Genomic DNA, 13571 nt, shown 5'->3' with positions numbered 1-13571 from the left:
GCTGGCGCCCCAACCACGGGCGCCAGCTTTTTCCGGCTAGAGCCGGTTAAGGCTGATGTTGTCCAGGTACAACGATTGATCTGACCGAGTGCCCAGCACCAGCAGTTCCATGCGTCGATAAGTACCGGTCGGCACCTGGAAGCTCTGCTGCAACTTGCTCCAAACACCGCCCTTGGTATTCACCACACCGAGTGACAGCAGACGAGCATTGCCGGACGTGTCTTCAAGGTAGAGGTAGGCATAGGACAGCGCAGCGACGCTGGCGGTGCGGCTCACCATCACGTCAGCGCTAAAGCGATAGGACAAGCCTGGCTGTACCTTGCCGGCTAGCAACAGGCTCGCGCCAGTGCCATCGGCCTTACGCGCGTAAACCTCCAGCGACTTGCCGGTCGCCGCCAGCGCAGTGAGCCGATTGCTGCCGTAGAAGCCAGTCCATTCGCCGATCGCACTGTCGAACGTCCAACTGAATGCCGCTGGCGTAAGCGGCTTGATTGCGGTGGTGGGCGTCACTTCGCTGAGCTGAACTTCATCCAGCAGCACACCCAAACGGTTGATGCTTAATAGGCCCAGGTAGGTGTTACGGACGACGGTGGGTGGCGGCTGGTAGATAAAGGTCATGTCGATGGGCGTGAACTCGCTGCTGGTCACCGACTTGATCGCACCGTTGGCGCTGCTGTAGCTGATACCGGCGTTTTCCTCATGGACCATGCCCAGGTACACGTTACCGCGCATGTTGGTGCCCTTGAGCATGACCTTGGCTTTCAACCGGTAGGTGGCGCCCACCTTGAGCGCGCCGACAGAGGTGGCAAGCATATCGTCGCGGCCGGCCGGCAGGTCGAATTGCAACGCGTCGTCACGGCAGGTTTTACCGACGTTAAGTTGGCTCAGCTTGGCCACGTTAAGTAAGGTTTTCCAACCATCCAGGGTGCGGAACTCGCCGTTGGTTACCAAGCCTGTGAGCGCGGGTTTGGCGCACCAGGCCGTTACCGGCGGTGCTACGGGCGGGGCCGGTGTGGTGGGTGGAGTGGGCGTGGTCGGCGTAGTGGGTTTGGTCGGCGTGCTGGTGGGGTTGACCGTTTCGGGCACTTTTGTCGGACGCAGTGCGGCGATGTGTGCAGCCATGTCATTTAGCGCGCGAGCGGCGTCTGCATAGCTGGCACGGCCACACGCCTGGTTGGCACAGGTACTGTCGACCAGGGTTGGGGTGGAAAACAACGGCGCCTGCACCGACGCGTTAAACACTTGCGGATAGGCCATGATGGTCGCGAAACGACCCTGCACGCCGTAGCCGCGGCCCCATTCATAGGTACCTTGGTGAATGCCACGGGCCAGGTAGGTGTAGTAACCCTCGGTCTGGTCTTGCTCATAGGAGTGACGCAACCCCAGGTTGTGGCCAATCTCGTGAGCCATGGTGCTCAGGCTGCAATCCACGCCGGTGATGCCGTAGGCACTGGCCCAGGCACCATTCTGGAACGTGCCGCTGTTCTTCGGCCCGGAGAGTACGTAGCCAATGCCGCACACGCCATAGCCCTGGCCCACTGGGGTACGGCTGATCAGTTGCACCACATCGGCGCCGTAGGTTTCACGCAGTTGTTGTACCCGTGGATCGGCAGCGAACGCAGACAGATCTTTCTCGGATATGGTCGGGTAGCTGGCCCAGGTCAGCAGTTGCCGGTTGACCAACCGCAGGCGCAGGTTGACGTTGCTCTTCTTGAACGCGTTGTTGGCAAATTCGATGTAGCTGGCGATGCGTGCGTCAATGTCACGCCCATTGGGCAGGGCTTGCGCCTCTTTGGTGTAGAGCACCAGCAGATCGACGGTGCGCGGTTCGGTGGCAGCTTGAGTGAACGGGGCCAGCAAGAGCATGGCCAGGCAGACGAATAGTTTTTTCATGGTTTCTAATCCTGTAGCGCTCAGCCGCGGGTTGGCGGTGGGAGCGGCTGCAACGGCGTGGATTCAGGGGTCACGAGGGCGTCCGGGGTGGCACGCAGCAGCAGCTCGTTCTGGTCGGTCATCAGCATGCTGCCGGTGGCGTTGTCCACCACAAACGACAGGGTCTTATCGCGGGTCGCCAGGGTGATATGGGTCTCCACTTGCCCGCGCACGACAGTCAGCGAGTCTTCCGGTTGCCCCCCTTGCACCGACCCGCTCCAAACGGCGACACCGGTGTTGTGGGTCTCGTCCAGCGTGGCGCGTAGCGGTTCTTTGCGCCCCGGCACGGCCAGCTGCAGGGTCTGGCCGACGGCCAGCGTGCCAAGGACGGAAACCGGCATGTTGGTGCGGTAGAGGGTCATTTCGTCTTGCTGCTCAGGCACCAGCGAACGGCTGTCCCAAAGCTCAACCACATCGTCATCCGGTGCAGCCGCTTGTACCGTTACGTCTTTAACTGGCGTGCTCGCGACCACACCCACGGCGGCAACCGACGGCGCACTGAATGGCTTGTGCGGCAGCAAACCGGTGGACGGCGCCGCAGCAGCCAGAGCAGAAGGCAACGGGGCAGAAGGCCTAACAGCGACGTTGCCCGCTGAAGGCTCGTGCAGTAAGAATGCAAGCGTGGCACCTGAGGCAAGCAGGGCTACCGCCATATAGAGCAGGGTTCGAGGCATAGGCCACCTTCCTACGTTCAACCCGCAACAGCCGGGTTAGAGCGAAACCACGGAAGAGCATCCCTGACAGACCGCGGAACAGGTTAAACCGTCATGGGGCAACGGTCGGGTGCTGTTCGTTTTATTGACGCCAAAATATTGATATCACAGCGCCATCATTGCCCATAAAGACGAATTCGCTATAGGGAAACCCTGAAAAACGCGTTCCAGAAGCTTATAAAGCTGTCTGACTCTAAATCGAGTGCCAGGCACAGCCCCGCACGACGCACGTGCACAGGGGCAACAGGCGGAAAATACGCCGGACGGTTAACCTTTACGCACTCAGAGCACGGCCAAGGAACTGCAATGCGAAGAATCCTGCGCGACCTAAAGATTATGTTGTTGACCAACCTGTGGATCGTGCCCGTAGTGGCCGCCTTGGTCGGTGCCCTCTTCTACTTTGTCGCCCCACCACCGCCCATGCATGCCCGCATGGCGACCGGCGCAGTGGGCGGTGGCTACCACACCTTTGCCGAGCGGCTGCGAGACGAACTGGCGCTGCAGGGTTTCAGTCTTGACCTGGTGGAGAGCGCGGGCTCTGCGGACAACCTGGACAAACTGGGTCGCGGCGACGTGGAACTGGCCCTGGTCCAGAGCGGCCAGGAACTGACGCTGAGCGACGAGGCGCGCAGCACCCTCAATGGCCTGGGCGTGATGTACCGCGAACCGCTGTGGCTGTTTCTCGGTGACACGGCCAAATTCGAACGCCTGAGCGATCTGATCAAGCTGCGCCTGGCCATCGGCTCCGCCAACAGTGGCACCCAGGCAGTAACCGCCGCGCTATTTGCCGCCAACCGCATCGAGCCGCCACAGTACCCACAGCACTGGCAACAAATGGGCGGCAGCAAGGCCGCTGAGGCGCTGATCGCGGGCGAACTGGACGCGGCCTTTTTCGTCGGCCCCGCCGAAAATGCCTTGATCCAGCGCCTGGCGGCGGAGCCCAAAGTACGCCTGGCCAGCCTGCGCCGCACCGAAGCCTACCTGGCCCGCCTGCCCTACCTGAGCCGCCTGGAAGTCGGTGAAGGCATGCTCGACATGCAACACAACAGCCCGGACCGTGACATCGTCACCCTCGGTCCGGTCGCCACCCTGGTGGCCGGCGAAGCGTTTCACCCCTCGCTCACGCCACTGATTCTTGAAGCGGCGAAAACCGTGCTCAAACACGGCAGCCTGCTCGACCCAGCCGGCAGCTACCCAGCCAAACCGCCGCTGTCACTCAACACCCTGAGCGAAGCCGAGTACTACTACGACAAAGGTTTGCCGATCCTGCAGCGCTACTTGCCGTTTCGCATCGCCTCGCTGGCCGACCGCTACATCATCCTCGCCATTCCGTTGCTGGTGCTGCTCTTCCCGCTGTTCAAGGCCATCGGCCCGATCTACCAATGGCGCATCCGCGCGCGCATCTACCGCTGGTACAAACACCTGCGCGAAATCGATCAGCAGCTGTACAAGGGCAGCCTACCCAGCGACCTGGACGCCGAAATCGCTCGCCTGGAACGCCTTGAGGACGAACTGGCGCGGGTCGAGGTGCCGCTGTCCTACTCCAGCGAGCTGTATGAGCTGCATATCCACCTGCGCTATGTGGTTGAGCGGCTTCACAGCCTCAAGGCGAAGAACCAAGCCGCGCCCGAGTAAACAACACGTTATTCAAAACGAAGTTGTAAGTAGCGCCATGGCGCCAGCAATACATGGGTGCACGGCCCAAAGGCCAAGCGGTAAGCCAGCTCGCGCCGCAAGCGGCGATAAGCGCTATGGCTACCGCCACGGGCAACCGCTTTGGCCGTCGAAAAGTAGCGCACAGCTCTCGCGCTATCGGCGTGCTCAACGGCCTCGGCATAACCATCCAGCATGTGCTGCATGCAGGCGAAATAAGGGCGTAGCTGCGCCCCCTGATAACGCGATTGCCACATGCCAAGCGCTTGCATGTCTGTTTGTTTTGCAGCATCAGCCGCAAGCCAGATCATGGCTTCATGATTCTCAGGCATCTGTTCAAGCGACTTGCGGGATACGGCCGCAGCCAGCTCATCACGACCCGTTGCGCGTAACCCCAAGGCCAGATTATTCAGCCCCCAGGCCGGGATGTCAGTGCGCTGTGCCCAATCTGATAGCCAGTGGGGCATTGACCAGTACAGTCCCTGATTCGCCAATGCATAACTGGCCATCCCCCAGATCATGCCATCGCTGCGCATCGCCTCACAGCTGGCTTGCAACGTGCGATCCAGCAGGTTGTTGGCATTCTCGCGCTCAGCCAACAAATCCAACATGGCATGCTTGGCCGCATGCCGGGTGTCATTGAGCAATAGCCTGCTAAAACCTTTCCAAAGCGAGCCGGGTAGCCAACGGGCATCCTCGTGCTTTAACCAGAAAAGCGCAGCTGCATGGTGTAATGCGCCCTCAGAAGCAGCCTTTTCTACAATGGGCCACAACTCTGGATCACGTGCTGGCGCGACAAACCGTTTGAGCACATCAGCCCAGGCGCCTGCGTTATCGTCATCTCGGCATAAAGGCTCAAGCACCCGCTGTTTAAGTTGCACATCACTGTGCGCCTGAGCGAAGTCCAATGCCCTGAGAAGAATCGAAGGCTGAGAGGCGGTAGGCGTCTCCAATAGACGCGCCAACACAGCCCGGCAATCATCCTTGCGGCCATACTTCAGCTGCAGATCGAACTCGTTGAGACCGGCAAAGGTGTAACCGGGATCGAGACGGAAGGCTTGTGAAAACGACAGTAGCGCCTGTTCGCTCTGCTCATTGAGCAATAACGCATGCCCGAGAAACCCATGGGAGATCGCCAGTTTGGGCTCCAGGCGCACCATTTCTCTGGCTGATTCCACGTATGCCGAGTAGTGCCCCGCGCTATCTTGCCAGTCCGCAAGCTCACGCCATGCTTCAAAACTGTTCCTGTGGCGCACCAGCAACTGGCGCAACTCGTCCAGCGCAGCGTCGTGCTTACCACTGTTATAGGTCGCTCTAGGCCCGAAGACCGCCAATTCAACCGGCGTTGCACCTCCCCAGCATGGTGCGGCCAACAGCTCATGCAACTCGTCAAAACGCTCGGACTTCAACAGCAGGTCCAAGAGTTTTTCGTGCGCACCACGGTGGCGTGGGTTGAATCTCAAGGCCTCACGCAAGGCGCCCTCACGCCCAGCAGCGTCCTGTTCGTGCTCAGCCAGCGCCAGCCAGGCATCCGCATCACCGGCACGCAACTTGACCAATTCATGAGCCAGACGCAGCGGTCGCCCGGCATCATCCAAAGCAACGCTGTAACGCCCTAACTGGTTCCATACCCAGGCGTTACCTGGTTCATCGCGCAGAATCCGTTCGGCCTCCAGAACAGCCTCACCATATGCTTCACGCTCGCCTTGTACATAGCTCAGATAAGCACGCAACTCATGGTTGTCTGGCGTTCGGCTGAGCACACGGTTTAACAAGGCTTCCGCATCAGCCAGGTTATCGCCCTCATCCAGCAGGCTTTCCACATAGAGACGAACAGTCGGCGTCCACAAGGGGTTGATGCGGAAGCTTTCTTGCAGCGTCGCGCGACACTCACTGTATTGCCCATGATTCTTCTGCAACTGGGCGCGCTCCAGCGCCAAACGAGGCATCAGCGGAAAGCGCTCAACCGCTGATTGCAAAAGCGCCTCGGCCTGCTCGACATGCCCTTCTAAAGCCTGTTGCCGGGCAACTATCACCCACAATTGCCAAAGATCAGGACGCTGCCGCAGGGCCTCACCAAGCTGCTCAAGCAGTACCTGCGGGTCGAGGAGTTTCTGTGCCTGTTGCTGATAGGCCATCCAGCCTTCACCAAAAGTCACTTGGCGAACCAGCTCAGCATGTACGTAATCCAAAGACTGCAGAACGTCATCCTGGCCAGCGCAGGTTTCGAGCAACATGTTGCTGGCGTATTCATTGTCCGCACTACGCTGCAACGCCTTGCGGAATGCGTCCTGAGCGCCCTCTCGCTGCCCGGATTGCAGCAGCACAAAGCCATGCGTGGAATGGCAATAGGTGTCTTGTGGATCAATCGCCAAGACGTGCATGCACAGGCTTAGCGCCTCTTGACTGCGCCCCAGTCGAGCGAGCACCACAGCCAACTCACGCAATGCCCAGGCATTTTGTGGATGGCTGTGCAGAAGGCGGCGCAACGTCGCTTCGGCGGCTTCAAGCGAGCGCCGCTGTGCCCGTTCTACAGCGAACTCAGCAATGCCTGCATGGTGCTCAAAGCGATGAGCAAGGGCTTCCACATAAGCATCAACGGCCTCCTCGCCCGCTGACTGCCGCAGTAACTGTGCATACAGGCGATGCAGTGACAGATTCAGTGGATCAAGCTCAGCAGCCTCCTGACACCAGAGCAGAGCCTGTTGAATATCACCGCCACTACGCTGGCTGTAGATGACGGAAGCACGCAGCCAGGCTCCACGCCGGCATAAGGTCTCTGCGCGCAGTAGCAGTTGGTAATTCAGCTCAAGCTCACCACTACGCCCATAGAAATCGGCCAATCCAAGCAACAGATCAGGATCATTCGGACGGACCTGAAGCGCCTGTTCCAACACATCACGAGCGCCATGCGCATCGCCCACCTCTTCAAGGCATTCGCTGAGCGTGATGCTGGGCCCAGCTGCCAAAGCACCTAACTGCTGATGACGTTGACGTAAAAAGTGCATCCCCTCTTCAGTCCGCCCTAAGCAACGCAGGGCACGAAAGTACTGGTTGCTGTATCCCTCGTTGGCGGCATGCAGGCAGGCGGCAAACCGATACAGCTCGCAGGATTGCTCGCGCATGCCCTCGCCCCAACGCAAGCTGGCCAGCGCATTCCATGCGGGGGCCTGCCCCGGAGCCTGACGCAAGGCCTGGTTGAGCAAGTACTGCACGGTAGCGCCTTGGCCACCTCCATCCGCTAATAAGTTGGCATAGCGCACCACGATCAGCGGGTCACTCCAGCGCGCCTGACAGTGCTGTTCCAGCCATGCCAGTTGCACACCACGCGACTGCAGCACACTCAACGAGCTGGCCTTGGAAAGAATCAGGTTGGAATCATCCGGGAAGTGCTGCAGTAGCACTTCAGTGGCATCGAGTACTTGCGTCTCTCGGCCGTCATACCAAGCCAATGCACGCTGCGCCTGAAAATACAGACGATGCTCTGACGCAGTGGCTTGCAGCTCTGCCAATGCACTCAGCGCGTCCTCTCGACGGTGTACCTCCAGCGCACAGAGCAGTCGGTAGTAGTTATCCCACAGGTGGCGTTCCGGGAACTCCAGCCCCTCCAATCGATAGGCCTGATCGGCGGGCAATAACACCATGCCACGTGGACCCGAGGCACGCTGCGTCGCAAACAGACTCTCCGCCAGGCACTCGCCAAACTGCGCCTGGCCAGGATCACGAATCAGCAACGTACCACGCGGCTGGTCGTAACCAACCACCGCCTGCAAGTGGCCGCTGCCGGTGTATTGCACGGAAAGGGTAAAAGGCAATCCGCGATCTATCAGCGCACAACTGGTCGCCCAGTCAGCGGTAAACTCACGCACCAGCCAGCCATTGCGCTCAGCCCATGCACGCTCGGCCTGGTATGACGTACCGTCGTAACAGATCTCTTCGGCAACCTCCAAATGCGCCACCGGGCGCCCCCAGAATGCGGAAAGGGCTGTCAGCGTCGCCGGAGCGCAGGTCATGTGGTGCTGCCGCACAAAACTCACCGGTAACAGGCAGCGCTGACCTTGCGGTGCTTGCAGCTGCTCAGCAACCTTGCTGTAAAAAGGCCCTCCGGCCTGCACAGCCAGTTCCCTGGCCTCAGCATACGCGCCACGCAGGCTCGCAATATCGCAGCGCCTGCCGGCATACCAGCGCGCCAGTCCTTTTTCCAGCAAGGGCGAGAATGCCTCGGCACGCGCCAGCCAGTGCTCGGCCTCGTCCAGTTCACCAACTTCGATCAGTAAATCTACCAATTGAGCGCATAGGCCACTGCTTTCCGATGCATCAGCAGCGCTGCGCAGACGGTCCAGCGCCTGGTTCTCACGGTTGAGTTGCACTTCCAGCATTGCCGCCTGAATGAGCGCAGGCCGCGAGCTTGGCGTCAGGCGCAGGGCCTGTTCGCAGCATTCAAGCGCCTCAGTAAAACGGTCCTCCTGCTCCAGGCAATAGGCACGCTCAACTAACAGCCAGGGGTCTTGCGGCCTCAGAACGAGGGCTCGCTCGCTGTATGCCGCACTGCGGGTAAAGTCACGTAGTAACGCAAACAGGTAGGCCGAAAAGGAAAGCCACTCTGCATGCAGCGCCGGACTCTCCGGTACCCAACTCCCAAACTGCTGAAGAAAACTCCATGCGCGAAACTGCCCCCGACGAGCAAGAAGAAAGCGGGCATAGCGCAGACGCGTTTCAGCCGCCTCTGGGTAGCGCCTATACCCCAGATAAGCCAGCGCATCCGCCAAACGCGGTGCGCCAAGATGAGCCGATAGGCGTGAGGCCATGACCATGGCAGCAGCTCCGCGCCATTGCCGGTAGTCCCCATGGCGAGTTGCAAGCCTGTGAGCCTGCTGAAAATGCCCCTGATCCATCAGCGCCTCAAGCTGCGCCAGCGGCTCGGGAGCAAGAAAGGTGGTACTGGTAAGCGTGGAGGACATCGGACCCATCCTTGGCCTGAAACAACATGCACGCCACTCTAAGTAGCAATCTGCTGCGTTTCAAGCCGTGGTAAAGCCCAAGCCGCGTTCCACTTTCGCCGGTCAGCTCAGGTAAACTCTGAGGTCTTTTCCTTTCTCTGCTTTCCAGGTACACCATGCCGATCCGCCACTGCATCGTTCATTTGATCGACAAAAAGCCTGATGGCACACCCGCCGTGCTGCACGCCCGCGACAGTGAACTGGCTGCCTCGCAGGCCATCGAGAACATGCTCGCTGACCTCAACGAGAGCTACAACGCCAAGCAGGGCAAGGCCTGGGGCTTCTTTCATGAGGAATCCGGGGCCTACCCGTTCAGCGGCTGGCTCAAGCGCTACCTAGACGAGGAGCAGGATTTCACCGCCTTTAGCCGCCAGGCCGTCGAGCACCTGCAAAAGCTGATGGAGGAATCCAACCTGTCCACCGGCGGCCATGTGCTGTTCGCCCACTACCAGCAAGGCATGACCGATTACCTGGCCATCGCCCTGCTGCACCACAGCGAAGGCGTGGCGGTCAATGATGCGCTGGACGTGACCGCCGCCAAGCACCTGGACCTCAGCCAGTTGCACCTGGCCGCGCGGATCAACATTTCCGAGTGGCGCAACAACGCCCACTCCAAGCAGTACATTTCCTTTATCAAGGGCAAGAACGGCAAAAAGGTCTCGGAGTACTTCCGCGACTTTATCGGCTGCCAGGAAGGCGTCGACGGCCCTGGCGAAACCCGCACCCTACTGAAAGCCTTCAGCGACTTCGTCGAAAGCGAAGACCTGCCTGAAGAGCAAGCCCGCGAGAAGACCAAGACCCTGGTCAGCTACGCCGCAAACCAGGCCAAACAAGGCGAGCCCATCACCCTCGACGAGCTCTCCGGACTGATCGACGAAGAACGGCCCAAGGCCTTCTTTAACCATATCCGCAACAAGGATTACGGCATGGCCCCGGAGTTTCCGGCGGACAAACGCACCCTTAGCCAGTTCCAGCGCTTTACCGGCCGCGCCGAAGGCCTGTCGATCAGCTTCGAAGCGCACCTGCTGGGTTCGAAGATCGAGTACGACGAAGGCACCGACACGCTGGTGATTCGCAACTTGCCGACGCAGTTAACCGATCAGCTCAAGCGCCGCAAAAACTGACAGGCCACTTTAAAACTACCTACGTTGCCGATGCGGCGTTAAAAACAGGCTCAAAATGCTCATTTACACCCGTAAACTCCGCTTTTTCGCCTCTTTTTGCCTTGCCTCGGCTGCCTCGCCTACGTTTTTAAACGGCCTGTCACATCCATGAGCCGCCTGCCGGATAACCTGCTGGACAGGTGCCGCTGCGACCCTGCAGCGCCCTTCGCCGAAGACCCGGCACGCGACTTCGGCTTGGACAAACAGCGGGCGCAGCAGGCCTTGGCTGAACTGCGGCCCTGGCTCAATCGTCAGCAGCGCATGCTCTGGGCCAACCGGCGCAACGCCCTGCTGCTGATCCTGCAAGGCACCGACTGTTCCGGTAAAGACGGCGTGATTCGCCGGGTGATCAGCAGTTTTGATCCGCAGGGGCTACGCATCCACAGTTTTCAAAAGCCCGATGCGTGCGAGCAGCGCCACGATTTTCTCTGGCGCTACCAGCGGCGGTTGCCGACGGAGGGCCTGCTGGGCGTGTTCAACCGCAGCTATTACGAAGGGCTGATCAGCGATCCGCTGGACGGGCTGTGCAGCGCGGCCGACCTGCTCGCCCGGCAACACGCCATCCTCGCCTTCGAGCAGCAGTTGTGCAGCCAAGCGACGCAGCCGTTGAAGTGTTTTTTGCACCTGAGCAAGGCCGAGCAAAAACGTCGCCTGCATGAGCGCCTGGAGCACCCACACAAGCGTTGGAAGTTGCACGCCAGCGACTTGCAGGCCCACCGCGAATTCGACCTGCGCGAGCAACGCTGGGCCGAACAACTGGCGCTCACCGACCACGCGGCGGCGCCCTGGTACATCATCCCGGCGGATCATCGCTGGTTGCGCGACTGGCTGGTGGCCAGCCTGTTGGCGCGCGAGCTGGAACGCTTGCAACTGGACTGGCCAACCGCACCCGCCCCGTTCAGCGCAGACGATCTGGAGCAGGCATGAAGCGTCTTTTACTGCTGTTACTGGGTCTCAGCAGCGTTGCTCAGGCCGTGCCGGTACAGGCGCTGTACCCGGATGAAGTGCGCTTTGTCACCGCCAACGCCGAGTTCACCCTGCTGCATGAGATGGGTCACCTGCTGATCAGCGAACTGCAATTGCCGGTGCTCGGCCGTGAAGAAGATGCCGCCGACCAACTCGGTTTTATGGGCCTGTTTCTGCTGCACGAACGGCAACGCGACGCCGATTTTTACGCCAAGTTGCTGGATGTGGCCGACTACTGGCGGCTGGAGTGGCAACGCCAGCGCCCGGAAGCACCCGAGGTGCGTGAATGGGACAGCCATGCTCTGGACGCGCAGCGCTTTTTTAACCTGGCCTGCCTGGCCTACGGCAGCGACCCGCGCCAACTGGAATGGGTGATCCAGATGACCGGGCTGCCGGATGAACGGGCGTTTTACTGCCCCGAGGAATACCAACAGGTTGAATACGCGGTGAACTGGATTCGCCAACACTTCGCCCGCCGTGCCGACCAGCCGATCCGCCACCACCTGCGGGTGGAGTACCAAACCCCGCCCCTGCATTTACCCGAAGCCCGCGAGTTGCTGGAAAAAGTCCGCGCCTCCGGCGAGTTGGAAGGCATCGCCGCGCGCACCAGCAGCACCTTCGCCCTGCCCCGCGACCTGAAACTGATCGTCGCCGCATGCGGTGAAGCCAACGCCTGGTACAACCGCATCAGTGGCGAACTGACACTGTGCTATGAGCGCATCCTGTATTTTCGCGAACTGGCGCGCGAGTTGCCGCGCCTGAGGCAGACCGCATTGCAGGAAACCCCACCCACGCTGTAAACAGCCCCCTGCTCGAGTGAGGCAAAGGAAGGCCACATGAAGAAAGTTATTCTGTTGCTCTGCGCCCTGGCGCTTTACCAACACTGGGACACCGTGCAGCGCTGGTTGCAGCCGCCTCAGGCCAATCAACCGGGCGAGGTGGTGCTGTATGCCACCCAATGGTGCGGCTATTGCGCCAAAGCCCGCGAGCAGTTAGCCAGCGATGGCGTGCGGTATCGGGAAGTGGATATCGAAAAAGACGCCGCCGGTAATGCCACGTTCAAAGCCCTCGGCGGACGCGGCGTGCCCCTGCTGGATATCAAGGGCACGCTGGTGCACGGCTTCGACCCGCAAGCCATGCGGGCCGCTTACTGACCGCTCAGTACGTCAGGTACTAAGGCCTTACAGCGCCTTGATGGCAAAGCCCATGCGCGGGAAGTGCACATGCACGGTGCCGGCGCGTGGGTCTTCGCGGCGCAGGATCAGTTCTTCGCTGCCGCTGAAGACCAACTCACCTTCCACCGCATCCACGCCGTAGTCGATGGCGGAGATGGCCACCTGCTGGCCAAGGGTAAAGCCATTCGGGTCGGCCAACGCCGCGTCTGGCAAAGCCGCCGGGGTGGCGTCACGGGCAATGGCAACAGCGTCTTCGCCGCTCATTTCGCTGAATGAGCCGTGGCCGAAATCCAGCACGCGCGCCAGCCAGGTGGCCACCGCCGGGTACTCATCGACCAGCGGAGCCGTGACCGGTGTGCCACGCAGGAACCACAACGGGTGAGCCATGGCGATGTCAGCCAGTGAGGCCTCGCCAAACAGGAAATCGCCAGATTCACGCTCCAGTTGCTGCTGCAAACGCGCCATCAGCGTGGGCCATTGGTGCTTGGCCACTTCCAGCGGAATGCGCGTGGCCAGGCCACCGGTGAACAGGTTGCTGCGATCGGCAATAAAGGCTTTGAGAAACTCCGGCGGCAACTTGCCAAAGCGCGCGGCGATGGATTCCGGCTGGAACACCAGGCTGACCGCATGCAAAAACACCTGAGCATCGGCCCACTGGGCAAAGCAGGCGACGTTGAATGCTTGACCTTCGGGGAACAGCGCCGGGGTCGCTTTCTCCGCTTCAAGACGGCGGGCAATCAGGGCGGTGTCGCAGTAGATATCAGCACCGACTTGCAGCACCGGGGTCTTGCGGTAGCCGCCGGTCAGGGCGGTGAGATCGGGTTTGGGCATCACCGCCGGAATCATCACCGAACGCCAGGACAACTGCTTGAAACCGAGCATCAACCGCGCTTTTTCAGCAAAGGGCGAGGTTGGGTAGTGGTGCAGGATCAACTCGTGCATGGCAGGCTCCGCAAGGGTTCAGGTAAG

General features: G+C 60.5%; 9 protein-coding genes. 5 read left to right on the top strand and 4 right to left on the bottom strand.

Annotation, left to right across the window (positions count from 1 at the left end; translation table 11 throughout):
• Positions 1–36 precede the first annotated feature (36 nt).
• Positions 37–1893, bottom strand: coding sequence for a zinc-dependent metalloprotease family protein (locus tag OU997_RS13190; RefSeq protein WP_108486594.1), 1857 nt, complete (start codon positions 1891–1893; stop codon positions 37–39).
• A 20-nt stretch (positions 1894–1913) separates the two neighbouring features.
• Positions 1914–2606, bottom strand: a complete 693-nt coding sequence (locus tag OU997_RS13185) for a hypothetical protein (RefSeq protein ID WP_267806974.1) — start codon at positions 2604–2606, stop codon at positions 1914–1916.
• 345 nt (positions 2607–2951) lie between these two features.
• On the opposite strand from OU997_RS13185, the gene OU997_RS13180 reads away from it, so the two are divergent.
• Positions 2952–4280 (top strand): TAXI family TRAP transporter solute-binding subunit, encoded by a 1329-nt coding sequence (locus tag OU997_RS13180; RefSeq protein ID WP_267806972.1) that lies wholly within the window; start codon positions 2952–2954, stop codon positions 4278–4280.
• Positions 4281–4288: 8 nt separating this feature from the next.
• On the opposite strand, the gene OU997_RS13175 is transcribed toward OU997_RS13180, so the two are convergent.
• Complete coding sequence (locus OU997_RS13175) at positions 4289–9259, bottom strand: tetratricopeptide repeat protein (protein WP_267806970.1); 4971 nt, start codon at positions 9257–9259, stop codon at positions 4289–4291.
• 155 nt (positions 9260–9414) lie between these two features.
• Here OU997_RS13175 and yejK point away from each other — a divergent pair, with 155 nt between their 5' ends.
• From yejK to OU997_RS13155, 4 genes are all read left to right on the top strand, one after another.
• Positions 9415–10422 carry a nucleoid-associated protein YejK gene (gene yejK, locus OU997_RS13170; RefSeq protein ID WP_108486598.1) on the top strand — a complete coding sequence of 336 codons (1008 nt, stop codon included), beginning with the start codon at positions 9415–9417 and terminating at the stop codon, positions 10420–10422.
• Between the two features lie 147 nt (positions 10423–10569).
• Positions 10570–11388, top strand: coding sequence for a polyphosphate kinase 2 family protein (locus OU997_RS13165; protein ID WP_267806969.1), 819 nt, complete (start codon positions 10570–10572; stop codon positions 11386–11388).
• On the top strand, positions 11385–12227 hold the full coding sequence (locus OU997_RS13160; RefSeq protein ID WP_267806967.1) for a DUF4344 domain-containing metallopeptidase: 843 nt from the start codon (positions 11385–11387) through the stop codon (positions 12225–12227). The genes OU997_RS13165 and OU997_RS13160 overlap by 4 nt, the downstream gene beginning before the upstream one ends.
• A 36-nt stretch (positions 12228–12263) precedes the next feature.
• Positions 12264–12581 carry a glutaredoxin domain-containing protein gene (locus OU997_RS13155; protein ID WP_267806966.1) on the top strand — a complete coding sequence of 106 codons (318 nt, stop codon included), beginning with the start codon at positions 12264–12266 and terminating at the stop codon, positions 12579–12581.
• Between the two features lie 27 nt (positions 12582–12608).
• Here the strand turns inward: OU997_RS13155 and OU997_RS13150 are convergent, their stop codons facing one another.
• Complete coding sequence (locus tag OU997_RS13150; RefSeq protein WP_267806964.1) at positions 12609–13544, bottom strand: glutathione S-transferase family protein; 936 nt, start codon at positions 13542–13544, stop codon at positions 12609–12611.
• Positions 13545–13571: the final 27 nt, after the last annotated feature.

Source organism: Pseudomonas sp. SL4(2022) (genome assembly GCF_026625725.1).
In the GTDB taxonomy this organism is placed as follows: Bacteria; Pseudomonadota; Gammaproteobacteria; order Pseudomonadales; family Pseudomonadaceae; genus Aquipseudomonas.
This window is presented reverse-complemented; position numbering and strand designations above follow the sequence as displayed.

Bases quoted from the DNA above. Each gene is read 5' to 3' on its own strand.
- OU997_RS13190 (WP_108486594.1), bottom strand. From the start codon at position 1,893: ATGAAAAAACTATTCGTCTGCCTGGCCATGCTCTTGCTGGCCCCGTTC.
- OU997_RS13185 (WP_267806974.1), bottom strand. From the start codon at position 2,606: ATGCCTCGAACCCTGCTCTATATGGCGGTAGCCCTGCTTGCCTCAGGT.
- OU997_RS13180 (WP_267806972.1), top strand. From the start codon at position 2,952: ATGCGAAGAATCCTGCGCGACCTAAAGATTATGTTGTTGACCAACCTG.
- OU997_RS13175 (WP_267806970.1), bottom strand. From the start codon at position 9,259: ATGTCCTCCACGCTTACCAGTACCACCTTTCTTGCTCCCGAGCCGCTG.
- yejK (WP_108486598.1), top strand. From the start codon at position 9,415: ATGCCGATCCGCCACTGCATCGTTCATTTGATCGACAAAAAGCCTGAT.
- OU997_RS13165 (WP_267806969.1), top strand. From the start codon at position 10,570: ATGAGCCGCCTGCCGGATAACCTGCTGGACAGGTGCCGCTGCGACCCT.
- OU997_RS13160 (WP_267806967.1), top strand. From the start codon at position 11,385: ATGAAGCGTCTTTTACTGCTGTTACTGGGTCTCAGCAGCGTTGCTCAG.
- OU997_RS13155 (WP_267806966.1), top strand. From the start codon at position 12,264: ATGAAGAAAGTTATTCTGTTGCTCTGCGCCCTGGCGCTTTACCAACAC.
- OU997_RS13150 (WP_267806964.1), bottom strand. From the start codon at position 13,544: ATGCACGAGTTGATCCTGCACCACTACCCAACCTCGCCCTTTGCTGAA.